8 protein-coding genes are annotated in these 15,892 nt (G+C 70.7%); 2 read left to right on the top strand and 6 right to left on the bottom strand.

Translation table 11 applies throughout. The features are described from left to right. Window positions 1-24 precede the first annotated feature (24 nt). The 4 genes from ACGFZF_RS33060 to ACGFZF_RS33045 all read right to left on the bottom strand — a co-directional run bounded on the left by ACGFZF_RS33060 (window position 25) and on the right by ACGFZF_RS33045 (window position 5,295). Window positions 25-864, bottom strand: coding sequence for an SDR family oxidoreductase (locus tag ACGFZF_RS33060; RefSeq protein WP_393560275.1), 840 nt, complete (start codon window positions 862-864; stop codon window positions 25-27). A gap of 217 nt (window positions 865-1,081) precedes the next feature. Further along, the gene (locus tag ACGFZF_RS33055; RefSeq protein WP_393560273.1) at window positions 1,082-2,662 is read right to left on the bottom strand and encodes a GMC oxidoreductase; all 1,581 of its coding nucleotides are present in this window, start codon (window positions 2,660-2,662) and stop codon (window positions 1,082-1,084) included. Between the two features lie 150 nt (window positions 2,663-2,812). Beyond that, window positions 2,813-3,733: a cyclase family protein gene (locus ACGFZF_RS33050; RefSeq protein WP_393560271.1), complete on the bottom strand. Its 921-nt coding sequence runs from the start codon at window positions 3,731-3,733 to the stop codon at window positions 2,813-2,815. A 32-nt stretch (window positions 3,734-3,765) separates the two neighbouring features. Further along, the gene (locus ACGFZF_RS33045) at window positions 3,766-5,295 is read right to left on the bottom strand and encodes a gluconokinase, GntK/IdnK-type (RefSeq protein WP_393560269.1); all 1,530 of its coding nucleotides are present in this window, start codon (window positions 5,293-5,295) and stop codon (window positions 3,766-3,768) included. A 363-nt stretch (window positions 5,296-5,658) separates the two neighbouring features. Here ACGFZF_RS33045 and ACGFZF_RS33040 point away from each other — a divergent pair, with 363 nt between their 5' ends. Beyond that, window positions 5,659-9,393: a S8 family serine peptidase gene (locus tag ACGFZF_RS33040; protein WP_393560267.1), complete on the top strand. Its 3,735-nt coding sequence runs from the start codon at window positions 5,659-5,661 to the stop codon at window positions 9,391-9,393. A gap of 137 nt (window positions 9,394-9,530) precedes the next feature. Further along, on the top strand, window positions 9,531-10,526 hold the full coding sequence (locus ACGFZF_RS33035; RefSeq protein WP_393560265.1) for a helix-turn-helix domain-containing protein: 996 nt from the start codon (window positions 9,531-9,533) through the stop codon (window positions 10,524-10,526). Between the two features lie 84 nt (window positions 10,527-10,610). Here ACGFZF_RS33035 and ACGFZF_RS33030 read toward each other — a convergent pair whose 3' ends face one another. Then, window positions 10,611-10,976 (bottom strand): DUF6193 family natural product biosynthesis protein, encoded by a 366-nt coding sequence (locus ACGFZF_RS33030; RefSeq protein ID WP_393560521.1) that lies wholly within the window; start codon window positions 10,974-10,976, stop codon window positions 10,611-10,613. A gap of 12 nt (window positions 10,977-10,988) precedes the next feature. Then, the gene (locus ACGFZF_RS33025; RefSeq protein ID WP_393560262.1) at window positions 10,989-15,845 is read right to left on the bottom strand and encodes an RHS repeat-associated core domain-containing protein; all 4,857 of its coding nucleotides are present in this window, start codon (window positions 15,843-15,845) and stop codon (window positions 10,989-10,991) included. Between the last annotated feature and the right edge of the window lie 47 nt (window positions 15,846-15,892).

Here is a 15,892-nt window from a genome sequence, read left to right as displayed (position 1 = left end):
TGGACGTGACGGGCCGGGAGCAGGTCATCCGCCCGTGGCGAAACCCGGGAAGAGCGTCATGCCGCCGTCGACGTAGAGAGTCGTTCCCACCACGTAGTCCATGAGGTCGGAGGCGAGAGCGACAACGGCGTGGGCGATGTCCTCCGGGTCGCCGATCCGGTCGTACGGGATCAGCCTCAGGAGGTCCTCCCGCGCTTCGGGCGTCTCCCAGGCCGAGCGGTTGATCGGCGTCTTGATCGCCCCCGGTGCGACCGCGTTCACCCGGATCCGGTCCGGCGCGAGCTCCTGGGCCAGGGTCTGCATCATCATCTGCACGCCGCCCTTGGAGGACGCGTAGTTCACGTGACCGGCCCAGGGGATGACCTGGTGCACCGAACTCATGCAGATGATCTTCCCGGCGGAGCGGGAGACCTCGGGGACCACGCCCCGGCGCCGGAACTCCTTGGTCGCCTCGCGGGCACACAGGAACTGACCGGTGAGATTGACGTCGATGACTTTCTGCCACTGCGCGAGGGTCATCTCCGTGAGCCGGGCGTCACGTTGCAGTCCCGCGTTGGCGACCAGGATGTCGATGGTCCCGAATTCCTCGACCATCCGGTCCGTCATGGCGACGACCTGGTCCTCCTGGGACACGTCGGCCTCGTACGCCGCGGCGCGCACGCCGAACGAGACGATCTCCTCGACCACCGCCTCGGCGGCCTCGCGACCCGCCACGTAGTTCACGACCACGTCGGCGCCGGCTCGTCCCAGGCCGATCGCCGTCGCCTTGCCGATCCCCGAGTTGGCACCGGTGACCAGAGCCTTCTGGCCGTGGAGCAAACGTGCCGGGATCACACTCTGCGGTGCCCCCGCGGTCGAATCCATACCGTCGTGCCTCCTCGCTGCGCGCGGCCGCGCCGTGCCCGGCGGCAGCTCGGCCGGGCAGGGACACGCAACCATCGGATGCGGCGGCCGGCACCTTTCGGGGGTCCCCACTGGGCCGTTGGGCCGAGGAGCTTCCTCCCAACGGAGGAACGGAGGAACGGAGGAACGAACGGACGGACGGGCCGGGCGCCGGCGGACCGACGGCCGGCCGGCGGTCTCAGCCCAGCCGGGCGAGGAGATGGTCGCCGACCCGCAGGGCATTGGCGATGGCCGTCAGCGACGGGTTGACCGCCCCGATGCTCGGGAAGAAGCTCGTGTCCACCACGTACAGGTTGTCGACGTCGTGGGCCCTGCAGTTCACGTCCAGCGCGGAGTCCGCGGGATCGGTGCCGAAGCGCACGGTGCCCGCCTGGTGCGCCGTCGCCCCGATCGGCATGCCCTTGTGCAGATAGATGCTGCGGGACAGCAGATGGTGCTCGTGCATGCCCAGGTGGCCCAGCATGCCCTGCAGCTTGTGCCTCAGGCGCTGCAGGCCCTCGACGTTGTTCTTCTCGTCGAGAGCGAGCCGGATGCGGGCGTCGCCGTCGAGGGTGACCCGGTTCTCCGCCAGGGGCAGGTCCTCACCGCACAGCCAGAAGTCGACGGCGTGATGCGCCAGGACCTCGAACGGCATGTCCGGTGTCACCGCACCGGCCCACCGGGGGGCCTCGCCGTGGATCTGCTCGGCGTCCGACTTGCCCAGCATCTGGATGCCGCCCAGCGGGAAGTCCCAGTCGTCCGCGCCGAGGTACCAGTCGTTGAGGGCGAGGGTCTTCTGGAACCGGGTGGGATTGGGTTCCTTGGACACAGCCATCAGGGCGAGGTTGTTGTGACGCATGTAGAACCGGCCGACCACGTCGGAGCTGTTCGCGAGGCCACCGGGATGGTGTTCGTTCGCGGAGGCCAGCAGCAGGGCCGCGGAGTTCACCGCACCGCAGGACACGACCACCACGTCCGCCGAGAACCGGACCTCCGAACCGTCCGCCAGACGTCCGACCACCGCACTGATCCTGCGACCTCGGTCGTCGGTCTCCAGGCGGACCACCTGGGTGTGCGTCACCATCTCGACGTTGGGGTGCTTGAGAGCCGGCTCGACGCAGATCACCTCGGCGTCGGACTTGCCGCGCACCAGGCACGGGAAGCCGTCGACCCGGTCGCAGCGGATGCAGACGCTCGCATGGGTGGCCCGCCCGCCGTCCTCCTGAGTGAGATCGACACCGATCGGCAGGTGGAACGGGTGCAGGCCGCGCTTCTCGAGGTCGTCGCTCAACTGCTGGATACGCGGCTCGTGCTCCACCGGCGGACGAGCGTACTGCGCGCTCACCGGCCCCTCGCCGGGATCCTCACCGTGCCGTCCGTGGACGAGGTAGAGGTGCTCGGCCTGCGTGTAGTACGGCTCCAGATCCTCGTACCGGATCGGCCAGGCGGGCGAGAGGCCGCCGTGGTGGCGGATCTCGCCGAAGTCCTCGGGGCGCAGCCGGAAGAGGGCGGCGCCGTAGAACTTCGTGTTGCCGCCGACGTAGTAGTTGACCTCGGGCGGGAACTCGGTGCCGTTCTTGTCCAGCCAGAATTCCGGCGCCCGGTACTTGCCCTTGACGAACACGGCCGTCGAGTCCCAGTTGTCCCGCTCGCGCGGCAGGTGTCCGCCGCGTTCGATCAGGAGGACGCGCTTCCCCGACGGGGCGAGACGGTGGGCGAGCGATCCTCCGCCGGCGCCGGTGCCGATGATGATGACGTCGTAGTGAGGGGCGTCGCCCACGGCGACCACCGTCCTTGGGATCGTGGGCCCCGACCTGGTGTCAGGCGCCTGGTGCCCCGCTGGGCGAAGGCCCGGCGGTCCCACCTCCCTCGAACGTATCCGCCCTCCCCGTGGACGGCGACCGGAGCGGCGGTCCCGGCGCGCGTCCCGTCACAGCACCGCGATCGGGTTCACGGGCGACCCCGTGCCCCCGGTCAGCCGCAGGGGGGCGACCACGCACAGGAAACTCCAGCGCCCGGCCTGCGCGCAGACCGGGACGAGGTCCTCGAACCGCAGGTAGTCCATCAGGTGGATGCCCATGGCCTGGACGGCCAGGACGTGCACGGGGAAGGCGATGTCCGCCACCGCGCTGGGCGCGGTGTCGTTGTTGCCGTCCCCGCCCAGGACGGTGACCTCGCGCTCGGCCAGGAACGCCATGGCCGTCGGGTGCAGACCCACCCGTGCCCCGGCCGAGTTCCACGGCCCGAGTTCGGCGCGCCGAAGGCGATGCCCCGTCCGCACGAACAGCAGGTCTCCCGGCCCGACGCGGACCCCTTGCGCGGTCTCGGCGGCCGCCAGGTCCTCCGAGGTCACATGGTCGCCCGGTTCCAGCCAGGGCACGCCACGCAGCCGCGGGACGTCCAGCAGCACACCCCGGCCGACGATGCCGTCGCGGACCACGTCCACGGAGAGCGCACGGGCGCCTTCGGCCGTCACGGTGCTCGCGGGCACTCCGCCGTAGAGCTCCCCGTCGAGCACCACGTGACAGAGGGCGTCGAGATGGCTGTCCGCGTCCCCGTGGACGTTCATGGCGAAGCGGTCCGTGGCGAAGTGCAGTCCGTCCGAGCCGAGATCGGCCGGGCCCGGTCCGGTCATCCGGTGCACGGCGGGCTCGGGGTCGTCAGGACCCGGCGCGGTCTCGATCGGAGCCGCCAGCGACACGCTGCGTCCGAGGCGGACTTCCCCGACGGCCGCCGCCACCCGTTCCGGGGTCAGATGGCGCAGTGCGCCGCACCTGTCCCCGCCGCCCGCCGGCCCCGCTGCCCCGTCGCGGAGGCGCTCGTGGAGGACCCGGAAATCGTGCGCGGTCATGTCGCCCGCCCTCGACGGCTCCACGGACGGTGTCACGCGTACCCCCAAGGGCTCAGCCCCCACCGGAGCACGTGGGTCGCGCCCGGCCGCAGGACGGTGAGGTCCGTGCCGCTGCGGAAGGCGTCCGGTGGACAGGACATCGCCTCCACGGCCACGCCTCGTCGCCGCCGTTCGGGTTCGGCCAGGGTGTCGCCCGTGTACACCTGCACGTAGCGGGTCCCCTCGCCGAGCCAGAGATCGACGCCACGCAGTCCGGAGGGGTGTGCCAGCCGCACGGTCGCCCGGCCGTCGTGGGCGCGGTCGAGTCCGGTGAAGGCGGTGTCCAGCCGCAGGTCGCCGATGGGGCGGGCGGCGCGGAAGTCGTACGGGGTGCCGTCGACGGGCTCCCGGCCGACGGGCAGGCCCCGGTCGTCGGTCCGCAGCAGGTACCGGGCGGGAACGGTCAGCACGGTGCTGTCGACGAGATCGGTGCCGACCGTGAGATAGGGATGCTGGCCCACACCGTAAGGCGCGGGCTCGGTACCGGTGTTGGTGGCCCACACCGCCGTCCTGAGCCCGTCGGGTCCCAGCCGGTACTCGACCCGGACGTCGAGGAGGAACGGATATCCGGGCTGGGGGCAGAGCGTCGTGCCGAGGAGCACCGAGTCGTCGGTGCGGGCCAGCAGCTTCCACAGGGTCCAGCGCAGGAGTCCGTGGATCGCGTTGCTCTTCTCCACCTCGGTCAGGGGGAGTTGGAGCGTCCTGCCGCCGAAGTCGTAGCGCCCGCCACCCACCCGGTTCGGCCACGGGACGAGCAGTTGCCCCCGCCCGCCCGTGATGGTGGACCCCGTGGAGAACCCGTCGAGCAGCGGTCGTCCGTCCACGACGTAGCAGCGCAGGGCGCCGCCCAGCTGGACCACTTCGGCGCTCTGCGCTCCGCGGACCAACCGCCACGACGCGCCTGTGGGGTCGGCGGGCGCGGCAGAGCCTTCGCGGACGACGGCGTGCGGGGCCCGCTCCGCGTGCGGCCCTTCCTCAGGTGTCCCGACAGCGGCTGCCCGGCCCATCAGCGACAGCGTGGCGGTGACGACGGCCTCCGGAGGCTGGTCGATCTCCACCACCAGCGGGTGCTCGTCCGGCTCCGGCTCCTGGAGGTCCGCGAGCTGGCTGTCCAGCAGGTCCGCCGGGAAGAAGTGCCCGTGCCGCCCGGCCAGCCGGGCGCGCAGCAGCTCGGGCGAGCCGTGCAGGTACACCAGAAGAGCGTCGGTGCGCCCTGCCAGCAGCTTGTCGCGGTAGTCGCGCTTGAGCGCCGAGCAGGCCACGACGGCCCGCCGGCCGGCCGCGGTCGCCCGGTCCATCCACTCCGAGATCGCTTCGAGCCACGGCCACCGGTCGCTGTCCGTGAGGGCATGGCCGGCGGCCATCTTGGCGCGGTCGGCCTCGGAGTGGAACTCGTCCGCGTCCCGGAACCCCCAGCCCAGACGCTCGGCGAGCAGACGGCCCACCGTCGACTTGCCCGCCCCGGCGACACCGACGACGAGAACCAGCCGCGGCGGCTCCCCAGTCACTTCTTCGGGGGCCATGGACGGCCGGCCTCGACGGCGGCGCGCACCGGCCGACCGCCACCGGATGTATCCCCTCGGCGGCCGGGTGCACTCGGGTGCGCCGTCCTGACAGGCTCCTCCACGTGCTCCTCCACCTCGTCTGCCCGCCGGGACGTCCCCGTCCGGCGGGTCGGATACCTCCAATCTGACCCGCGTCGTCCCCCGGCGCACGTCGGCGGGACGGGAAGGCCCGTGCCGCCGCTCCGGCAGACCGACCCCACGTCCGTACGGCGTCTTTCCGCCCGGAATCGCGCGGTTCACGGCTGGCAGACCTTTGCCATGGCGAGGACTTGCCGCCATGAGGCCTTCACGGCGGCGATCACCGGTCGATAGACCCTTGGCATGTCCTCCCCCTCTCGCTTCTCCGCCTTCCGGCGCAGGCGTTGGCAGCTGATCTCGGTGGCCACCGCTGTGCCCCTGCTGGCCTCGGGGCTCGTCGTCCTGCAGGCACCCGCGCAGGCCGCCCCGGTCAAGCCCACCGTTCCCGCCAAGCCCTCGGCGACCCACCGGGTCACTCTGGTCACCGGCGACGTCGTCACGGTCACCACCATGGCCGACGGCAAGCAGGCCGCCGAGGTCGACCGGCCGGACAGCGCCGTCGGCGGCGTCAAGATCCAGCAGATCAAGGGCGACCTGTTCGTCATACCGGACGAGGCCGCACCGCTCCTGGGCGCGGCCAAGCTGGACCGGCGGCTGTTCAACGTCACCGACCTGATCGAGATGGGGTACGACGACGCGAAGTCGGCCGCCGTCCCGCTGATCGCGACGTACGCCCCGTCGACGTCCCGCGCGGTCGCCGAGCCGACGGCTCCCCGCGGCAGCAAGCTGACCCGCAGGCTCAAGGGCATCCGCGGCTCGGTGCTCAGCACCGAGAAGCGGCAGGCCCGCACGTTCTGGACCTCCGTCGCGCCGCAGGGCAGCGCGAAGTTGGGCGCCGGTGTGACGAAGCTGTGGCTCGACGGTCGCGTGAAGGCCAGCCTCAAGGAGAGCGTGCCGCTGATCGGCGCGCCCGAGGCCTGGGCCGCCGGGTACACCGGCAAGGGCGTCAAGGTGGCCGTGCTCGACACCGGCATCGACGCCGACCACCCCGACTTCGCCGGCCTGATCGACGGCACGGCCAGCTTCGTGCCGGGGGAGGGCATCACCGACGTCAACGGGCACGGCACACACGTGGCCGGCACGATCGTCGGTTCGGGCGCCGCCTCCGGAGGCGACAACAAGGGCGTCGCGCCCGGCGCCGACCTGTTCGTCGGCAAGGTGCTCGGCGGCGCGGAGGGCTCCGGCCAGGACTCCTGGGTCATGGCCGGCATGCAGTGGGCCGCCGAGTCCGGTGCCGACGTCGTCAACATGAGCCTCGGCGACTCCTACCCGACGGACGGCAGCGACCCGATGTCGCAGACGGTCGACGCGCTCTCCGCGCAGTACGGCACGCTGTTCGTCATCGCCGCCGGCAACGCGGGCCCGGAGAGCATCTCCGCCCCCGGCGCGGCCGCCTCCGCGCTGACCGTGGCCGCCACGGACAAGCAGGACCGGCTCGCGAACTTCTCCAGCACCGGTCCGCTGGCCTACTCCGGCGGCATGAAGCCGGACATCGCGGCTCCCGGCGTGGACATCACCGCGGCCCGGTCGCAGGAGATGACCGGCGGTGGTGAGGGCCTCTACCGCACCATCAGCGGCACCTCGATGGCCACCCCGCACGTGGCGGGCGCAGCGGCCGTCCTGGCCCAGCAGCACCCGGACTGGACCGGCGCGCAGCTCAAGGAACACCTGATGAGCACCGCGAAGGGCCTGGACAGCGGGTACTCGCCGTACGAGGTCGGCACCGGCCGTCTCGACGTGGCCGCCGCCGTACGCACGACGGTCCGCGGCACCGGATCGCTCTTCTTCGGCAACCACACCTGGCCGCACCAGCCGAGCGACGTCGCCGTCACGAATGACCTGACCTACACCAACACCGGTTCCGCCGACGTCACGCTGAACCTGGCGCTGGGCAACGACGGCGGACCGTTCGCGCTCGGAGCCACCACGGTGACCGTCCCGGCGGGCGGCACCGCCGCCGTCCCGGTGACCGGTGACCCGAAGGCCGCCCCGGCGGGCCGGCACTCCGGCTACGTGACGGCGACCGACGCGGCCACCGGGAAGCCGGTGACCCGCACCTCGGTGGCGCTGCTCAAGGAGGAGGAGCGCTACGACCTGAACATCAAGCTGGTCGGCCGGGACGGCAAGCCCGCCGCCGGCCAGGTCTCCATCAACCTGGCCGGTGACTTCTGGCCGTGGAACGTCTACGTCGACGGTTCGACCACCATGCGCATGGCACCCGGCGTGTACACCGTCGCCGCGTACGTCGACGTCCCCGGCGAGAAGGCGGACCGCTCGGGTCTGGCCGTGCTGGTCGACCCGGAGACCGTGCTCAAGGACGGTTCCGCGGACGTGGTCCTGGACGCGAGCAAGGCGAATCTGCTGCGGACCGAGGCGCCGCAGCGCACCGAGGACCGCCAGCGCAAGGTCGACTTCAACGTCCACTACCAGGGCCTCGACCCGTTCATGGACTACCGCAGCGCGTACGTGCTGCCGCCGACGTACGACGACGTCTACGTCGCGCCGACGGAGGCGATGAAGCAGGGCGAGTTCACGCTCGTCACCCGCTGGCGCAAGGGCGAGCCGCAGCTCGCCCTGAGCACCCTGGACGGCCGGGTCCGCTTCGACGCGAGCGTGCAGGCGGGCAGCGGGCTGAGCACCGGCACGGAGCGGCTGACCACCGTCTACGCGGGCAACGGCGCGGAGGCGGCGTACGCGAAGGTCGACGCCGAGGGCAAGGCCGTCGTCGTCGAGCGCAGCGACGAGGTCTCGCCGCAGGAGCGCGCCGAGGCCGCGGCCGCGGCCGGCGCGAAGGCCCTGATCGTGGTCAACGACGGTGTCGGCGGCCTGATGGAGTACGTCGGCGAGTCGGCCATCCCGGTCGCCGGCGTCCACCGTGACGCGGGCAAGGGCCTCATCGCCATGGCCAAGACCGGCGTCCTCAAGCTGACCGCGAAGCAGACCGAGTACACGCCCTACGTCTACGACCTGACCCGGGACTACCCCGGCCAGGTGCCGGACCGGCCCCTGGTCTACAAGCCGGCCCAGCGGGACCTCGCCCGGATCGACGCCCACTACTACTCGGCCACGGACGGCAAGCTGTCGGAGGGCTACCGGTCCGACTTCACCCTCAGCCCGTCGTTCAACTTCCCCGAGAGGGAATGGCACCCCGGCACCCGCACCGAATGGGTGACCCCCGGACAGGTCTGGCGCGAGTTCCACGCGCAGGGCGTCGACACCGCCCTGCCCTGGGTGATGGTGTCGGGCGACAACACGTACGCCAAGGGCAGCACCACCCGTCTCGACTGGTTCGCGCCCCTGACCCGGCCCGGCCAGGGCGAGTCCTTCGGCGTGTACAACTCCCGCTGGCAGAACCACATGACCTGGAACGTCCAGGCCTGGGCCTCCTCCAGCGACAATATGCGGCTGGGCGGCAACCTGCCGTGGGGTGAGACCCCGTCCCACCTGCAGGTCTTCCAGGGCGACACGCTGATCCACGACAACCCGGTCAGCGGCGACATGCAGTGGGTGGAGGTACCGGCGGGCAACCTGCCCTACCGCGCCGTCCTCGACGTGGAGCGTCCCGGTGACGTCTTCCGGCTCTCGACGCGCACCCACACCGAGTGGACCTACATGTCCGACACCGTCGACTCGGACTTCTTCGAGCGGTTCTCGGTGCTGAACCTGGACTACTCGCTGGAGACGGACCTGCACGGCGACGTCAGGGCGAACGAGACCCAGCGGATCGCGCTCAAGCCGGTGTCGATGGACGGCGGCACCGTGCCGGGCAAGATCACCACGGTCGAGCTGGACGTCTCGTACGACGACGGGAAGACCTGGCAGAAGGTGACCCTGACCAAGGGTTCCGGCGGCTCCTGGACGGGTTCGTTCAAGCCGGCCAAGAGGCCCGGCGGCTTCGTCTCGGTCCGCGCGAGCGCCGCGACGGACGGCGGCTTCAGCGTCAGGAACGAGATCATCCGGGCCTACGGCCTGCGATGAACCGCACAGTCGGGCCCCGGGGAGGCGACTCCCCGGGGCCCTTCCCCGCCCACCTGCTTCCAGCTGGGACTGTTCAGGGTCTGCCGCCATGGCGCATACTCTCCCCGCTGCGGCAAGTGGAGGAGAGTCGGTCGCCGATGCTGGATGTCCTGGGCCTCGAACCCGAAGAGGAGCGCGTCTACCGGGCGCTGCTCGGACAGCCCGGCTCCCTCGTCGCCCCGCTCGCCGAGCAGCTCGATCTCACCCACGCCCATGTCGACAAGGCCCTGTCCCGCCTGGTCTCGTGGGGACTCGTGACCAGGTCGGCGGCGGACCAGCGGTTCACCGCCGCGCCGCCGGCCATGGCGCTCGGCGCCCTCATCAGCCAGCGCCGCGACGGGCTGCGGATGGCCGAGCACGCCTTGGTGACCTTCGCCGAGGAACACCGGGCGGCGATGACCGGGAGCAGCATCAGCGACCTGATCGAAGTCGTCACGGGCGTCGACGCCATCCGGCACCGGTTCCTCCAGGTGCAGCAGGCGGCCCGCACGCAGGTCCGCTCCTTCATCACCGCGCCGTTCGTCGCCCTGCCGCCCGACGAGAACACGGCCGAACCCGTGGCCATCGGCCGGGGCGTGCACTTCCGCGCCGTGCTGGACCGGGCCGTACTGGCGGAACCCGGCATCGTCGACGACGCGATAGCTTCCCTGGCCAAGGGCGTGCACCTGCGCGTCGCCGACGAGCTCCCGATGAAACTCGTCCTGGCCGACGCCGACCTCGGCCTCGTCCCGCTCGCGGTCACAGCGGCCGGGGAACCCGGCGCCGTGCTGCTGCACCGCAGCGGGCTCCTGGACGCGTTGGACGCACTCTTCGAGACGGTCTGGCGCACCGCCCGCCCCATCGAACCGGCGGGCACCGGCGGAGCGGCCGCTCTCACGGTCGAGGTCGGCGCCGAAGGCCCCACCGACCTCGACCGGAGGATCCTCGCCCTGCTCCTGGCCGGCCTGACGGACCTGACCGCCGCGACCCAACTCGGCCTGTCACCGCGTACGCTGCACCGGCGCCTGCGCCACCTCATGGACCTGGCCGGAGTCAGGACCCGGATGCAGCTCGGAGCCCACGCCATGCGAAACGGCTGGGCGGAGGTTCCCTGAGGGACGGCGCTGCCTCGGTGGACGCGTACGCGACGCGCAGCGGGCGGGCCCGGGCCGGGTCGGCCGGGCCCGTGCTTGCGCCGGTCACAGATCGTCCGGGGTTCCGTCGACGGCCGGTCCGCATTCCTCGGGCAGGTTGGCCACGATGAGTGCGACGGCATCCTCCACGGTGTCCGGTTCGCCGAGCACCGTCTTGTCGGAGTGCCGGAAGACGTGGAACCCGCCGGGACGGGGGAACAGCGCGGCGACGTCGTGGGTCCATGGGTACCGGGTGCACCGGCTGAAGTACAGGGCCCCGTGGCTGACCATGGGAAACAACTCCCGCAGCCGGGGATGCGCGTGGGCCGCACGCGGGATCGCGGGGTCGATGCGCCTCTCGCTCATCTCCAGGATCCTCCGCCACTCCGCGGCCACGATCTCCGACGCCTCACGCGGGGGTTCGCTGTTCATCATGCTCCAACATCACTTGTTCTTCTTCATGGCGACGTGCGGGTCGATCTCGGGGATGTCGGGTTTCGGCACCTTGATCTCCTTGTACCCGTCACTCCCCTTGTCGCGGGTGTACCAATGGATGTCGTCCCACGACCGCCCGTCCGGGTTCGGCTCGTTGTAGATGTTGAGTTCCCCCTCGTACACGATCACGTTCCGGGCGACCACGCTCATCTCCCACGCGGTTCCGTTACCGTACTCGGGCCGGTTGCCATCGACGGTCGAGAACGGGGAACCCTGTTTGACCGCCGTCTGGAAGGCGTCGACGATGTCGGCCGGCGTGTTCCAGTTCCCGCGTTCTCCTCTGCTGTTCAGCATTCCGTCGAGGGTGACGGACAGGGTCGTGTTCTTGTCCGCGACGGAGCTCATGACGTTCGACATCCACACCGGGACCTCGTTCACGACGTTGCCGTACGGGGGGCCGTTGTAGGTGTGGGCTCCCGGGTCCGGGTCGACCTTGCGGCCGCGCAGGTGGTCGACGAGGGCTTCGCTGTGGTCCTCGATCCCCAGCACCACACTGTGGCGGTGTTCGCCCTTCCTACGGTGTGGGCATCCCGTCTCCACTTCCTCCTTGGCGAGCCCCAGCGGGTCGATCCACCGCGTCGGGTTCTCGACGTACGTCACCGTGTTCGGTGCGGGGACCAGGCCCAGGGGGTCCGGCGAGACGTAGCGGCCCGAGGCGGGGTCGTAGTGACGGTGGCGGTTGTAGTGGAGCTGGGACTCGGGGTCGAAATACTGGCCTGGGAAGCGCAACGGGGTGTAGGCGGTCGCGTCGCGGTTCCAGGTGGTGGTGCCCCAGAGCGTGGCGCGGGTGCGCCAGGCGATGTCGCCCGACTCGTCGATGAGTTCGCGGGGGGTGCCGACCAGGTCGGTCACGATGGCGAAGAAGCGGCGGTCGACTTCCGCGCTGTCCAGGAACCGGCGCTCGACCTGGGTGACCGGCTTGGGGCCGTCGTGGTCCCAGGTGAGCGTGACACTCTCCGGCGTGCCGGGTGTGCGGGTCGTCTGTTCGCAGAGGGTGTCGCCGTCCCAGGTGAAGAGCGTCTCTTCGAGGACCGTGGCGCCGTCGTCCGCGAGGAGCCGTTTGGCCACGCGGCGGCCCAGGGCGTCGTACAGGTACCGCCAGCGTGTGCCGTCAGGGGTGGTGACGGCGATCAGCCGGTCCTCGGCGTCCCAGTCGTAGCGCCAGGTGTCCGGCTTGCGGGAGAGCCGGGTCTTCTGCCGCAGCACCACCCGGCCCTGTGCGTCGTGCTCGTAGCGGATCGTGCCGGCGCGGACGATGCGGGTGCCGGTGTACTCCCGGGGGCCTTCGGCCGTGCCCGCACCGGGCCAGGAGGCGTGTGTCTGGTTGCCGGCCTCGTCGTAGGCGTACCGCTCGGTCCACTTCTCGGCCGTGACGCCGGTGACCCTTCCTTCTCCGGTCAGTTCGAGCTCCCGGCGGCCGGCCAGACGGTCGTCGACGGCGGTGAGATGGCCGTCCGGGCGGTAGGTATACGCGCGGTGCTGGACCAACCGGTCTCCGGCTCCGCGGACGCGCTGGCCGGCGAGGCGGCCCGCAGCGTCAAAGACATGGTCCATGGCGAGCGTGGCGCCGATCCTCCGCGTGATCTCCCGGCCTGACGCGTCGAACACGAACTCGACCTCGTGACCCGAGGTGTCCAGCCGCGCGGCGGAGTCGGCCGGGAAGGACCAGAGGCTGACCGCCCCGGACGGCGTGGTGCGGCGGACGCGGCGCCCCGCCTCGTCGTACACGTGAGTGAGGCTTCGGCCGTCGACCGTCTCCTGGAGTACCCGGCCCGAGATGTCGCGGACGTACGTCAGCTCGGTGTCGGGTCCGCTCGCACCGGCCAGGTGGCCATGGGCGTCGTAGACGAAGCGGGTGACCGCCCCGTCGGCGTTCTTCAGGACGAGACGTCCATCGGTGTCCCGCTCGTAACGGACGGTCTGTCCCGCCCCGTTCGTCCGTGAAGCGAGACGTCCGAAGGCGTCGTGGGTATAGCTGAGGGTACGTCCGTCGAAGTCGGTCTCGGTGGTCAGCAGGCCGGCCTGGTCGTAGGTGTAGGACCAGGTGAGCCCCTGCGGGTTCGTGACACGCGTGACGCGCAGTTCGGTGTCGTGCGCGAACTCGTGACGCGCCCCGTCCGGTGTCGTCCGCGCGGAGACCAGGTCGAAGTGGGTGTATTCGAAGTGGGTCTCGCCGCCCATGGCGTCGGTGTGCAGGACACAGTTGCCCTCGCCGTCGTACGCCCAGGACTGGGTGGCTCCGTCCGGATCGGTCCGTCGGGCGAGCCGGCCCTCGACAGTCCACTCCAGCTCGGCACTGCCCCCCTCGGGGTCGGTGATGCGTACGGGTCGGCCGAAGGCGTCGCGGACGAAACGGGTGACCCCGCCGTGCTGGCCGCGCACGGCGAGGGGGAGGCCTGCCGCGTCGTTCTCCACCCGGTCGACGGCGCCCAGCGAGTCGTCGACCCCGATGAGACGGCCCCGCGCGTCGTGGGTGAGCCGGGTCGTCGTCCCGTTGGGGCGGGTGAACAGGACCGGGTTGCCGTCTTCGTCGTACTCCTGCCGGGACACCGAACCGTTGGGACCGGTGACGACCGTGATCTGGTTCCGTTCGTTGTACTCGACGCCGGCTTCGCTGCCGTCCGGGTGCGTGACGCCGGTGAGGTTGCCGCGCTCGTCGTAGGTGTACGTGGTGGTGCGCCCGGCCGTATCGGTGCGGGACAGCAACCGGTCGTACCGGTCCCATGTCTGACGGACCGTGTTGCCCAGCGGATCCGTCACGGACATGACCTGGAGGTGGCTGTTGAGGAGGTAGAGCTTGGACGCGCCGGTGGAGTCCGTGAAGCGGGTGACCCGGTCGCCGGTCGTGGGATGGGTGTCGTAGGCGAACGTCGACGAGAGGTAGCCGTCCGGGCCGATCGTGCGGGCGACTCTGCCGGCGGTGTCGTACTCGTATCGGAACGTGGAGTCGTTGCGATCGGTCCACGAGGTGACCCGGCCGTCCGAGTCGTAGGTGAAGCGCATCGGCAGGTCGGAGGAGTTGACGACCTCGGTGAGCCGGCCCAGTCCGTCGTAGCCGTAGCGCATCACCGTCCGTGGGCCCTCGGGGGTGCGCAGGGCCAGCTTGCGCAGCCTGCCGCCCTCGGAGGCGAGCGTCGCGAGGTACCCGCCGGAGTGAGACACGGCGGTGGGGGTGCCGTCGCCCCGACGGGCGATGGTGATCCGGTTGTGGGTACGGTCCTCGATCGCGGTGAGCCAGTACGAGGAGGACCCGTGATACGGGCTCCCGGTGAAGATGCGGGTCACGCCCGTGCGTGGGTCGGTGACGCGGTACCGGGTCTCCGTGTTCTCCTCGCCGGCGTGACGGAGCGTCAACCGGGGTCCCTCCACCGGAAGGACCGGGTCCGCGTCGCCCGGGGCGGGGAGCTCAGGAAACCACAGAATCGATCCGTCCTCGCGCGCCCAGAACGCCCCATGGCCCGAAGGGGCGAGCTCCAGGCGTTCGTCGAGGGTGGAGGCCCAGCTGGGCCCGAACCAGTGACCGTAGCGGTAGGACGACAGGTGGGTGCGCCGCAGGACCAGAGGCAGGACGCCCGCCAAGGACAGGTCGACCTGCTCCAGCGTCATTTCACCGGAGGCGATGTCGACGGGGTCGCCCTCACAGGTGCGGTTGCCCATCTCGACACTCTTGCCACGCGGGTCGGACGAACTTTCCTTCAACGAGTCCGGCTTGGGGTGCCCGTCGGTGCGGGGCCCCTTGCCGTTCGGCCCGTCGTTGACGCCGTCCTTGCCCTTGCGGTCGTCGTTCTTCCGTTGGCGGGCGAGGCGTTCGCGGGTGTCGTCGTCGTTGTTCTTGTGGTCCTTGGATATCTGCTTGACCGCCTTGGGCAGGGTCTCGCCGACGTGGTCGCCCATGGTCTTGGCGGACTTCACCAGGGCGCCCATGGCCTTCTCGATGACCGGGTCCAGGGCGTCGGCGATGTCGTCACGGCCCTTGTTGCGGCTCTGAGCCGTCTTCGCCTTCGTCAGCCTGCCGGTGGTCTTGCCATGGATCCCGACGCTCACGCCGTTCAGCTTCGTGCCGGCGCTGTCGTGCTCGTCGTGCTCGATGTGGAACCCCTTGCCCCCCGGGCGACCGCCGCCGCTTCCTGCGGAGGCGAGGTTCAGGCCCTCCTTGGCACCCTGCACGCCTTCATCGAAACCGTCCTTGCCGGCCTGCTTCGTCTGGTCGAGGTCCACACCGTTCTGGACGCCCAGCGCGTCCATGCTCACCTGGACCACCAGGTCCGCCGCCATGTTCTCCAACGCCGCCACGACGGGCTCGGTCATCACCGAGACGATGTGACCGACCGCCTCCTCCATGGCACCCGTGATGAGCTTCAGCAACTGCTTCTTCGTGAAGGCGATCGCCCCGGCACCGAGCAGGGCGGACAGGCCACCGGTCACCGGGATCAGCGCCATGGCGAGACCGGTCTGGCCGGCCAGGATCCCCAGCTCTGCGACGGCCTTCCACTTCATGGCCTCGATCGCGCCCGCCGCCATGTCCAGGGCACCTGCGATCGTCCGGGCAGCGGACACCATGTCCTTCAGGTGTTTGCCCTTGACCTTGTTCCAGTGCTCGTTCAGGGCGTCCATGGCCTCGCCGTGCCCCGACGACAGCAGGCGCTCCATGTGGTTGTTGGCCAGTTGCCCGTCGTCGGCGAGATCGTCCGCGAACTCCCGCAGCGCGTCCGCCATCTCCCGGTAGGCGTCCTCATCGACGTTGGGCCAGTTCACCCCCACCAGATCCAACAGCGTGTCAGCCCAGTCCGGCACCGTGACAGCCATCGTTGAGAATCCCCCCGTGCGCAAAGCTGTTCGCAGAATGCAAGTGC

This window comes from Streptomyces sp. NPDC048338, assembly GCF_043201055.1.
GTDB lineage: Bacteria > Actinomycetota > Actinomycetes > Streptomycetales > Streptomycetaceae > Streptomyces.
This window is presented reverse-complemented; position numbering and strand designations above follow the sequence as displayed.

What these genes read in the sequence shown, in the direction of transcription:
- ACGFZF_RS33045 (WP_393560269.1), bottom strand. Translation starts at nt 5,295, where the DNA reads ATGGCCCCCGAAGAAGTGACTGGGGAGCCGCCGCGGCTGGTTCTCGTC.
- ACGFZF_RS33060 (WP_393560275.1), bottom strand. Translation starts at nt 864, where the DNA reads ATGGATTCGACCGCGGGGGCACCGCAGAGTGTGATCCCGGCACGTTTG.
- ACGFZF_RS33040 (WP_393560267.1), top strand. Translation starts at nt 5,659, where the DNA reads ATGTCCTCCCCCTCTCGCTTCTCCGCCTTCCGGCGCAGGCGTTGGCAG.
- ACGFZF_RS33035 (WP_393560265.1), top strand. Translation starts at nt 9,531, where the DNA reads ATGCTGGATGTCCTGGGCCTCGAACCCGAAGAGGAGCGCGTCTACCGG.
- ACGFZF_RS33025 (WP_393560262.1), bottom strand. Translation starts at nt 15,845, where the DNA reads ATGGCTGTCACGGTGCCGGACTGGGCTGACACGCTGTTGGATCTGGTG.
- ACGFZF_RS33050 (WP_393560271.1), bottom strand. Translation starts at nt 3,733, where the DNA reads ATGACCGCGCACGATTTCCGGGTCCTCCACGAGCGCCTCCGCGACGGG.
- ACGFZF_RS33030 (WP_393560521.1), bottom strand. Translation starts at nt 10,976, where the DNA reads ATGAACAGCGAACCCCCGCGTGAGGCGTCGGAGATCGTGGCCGCGGAG.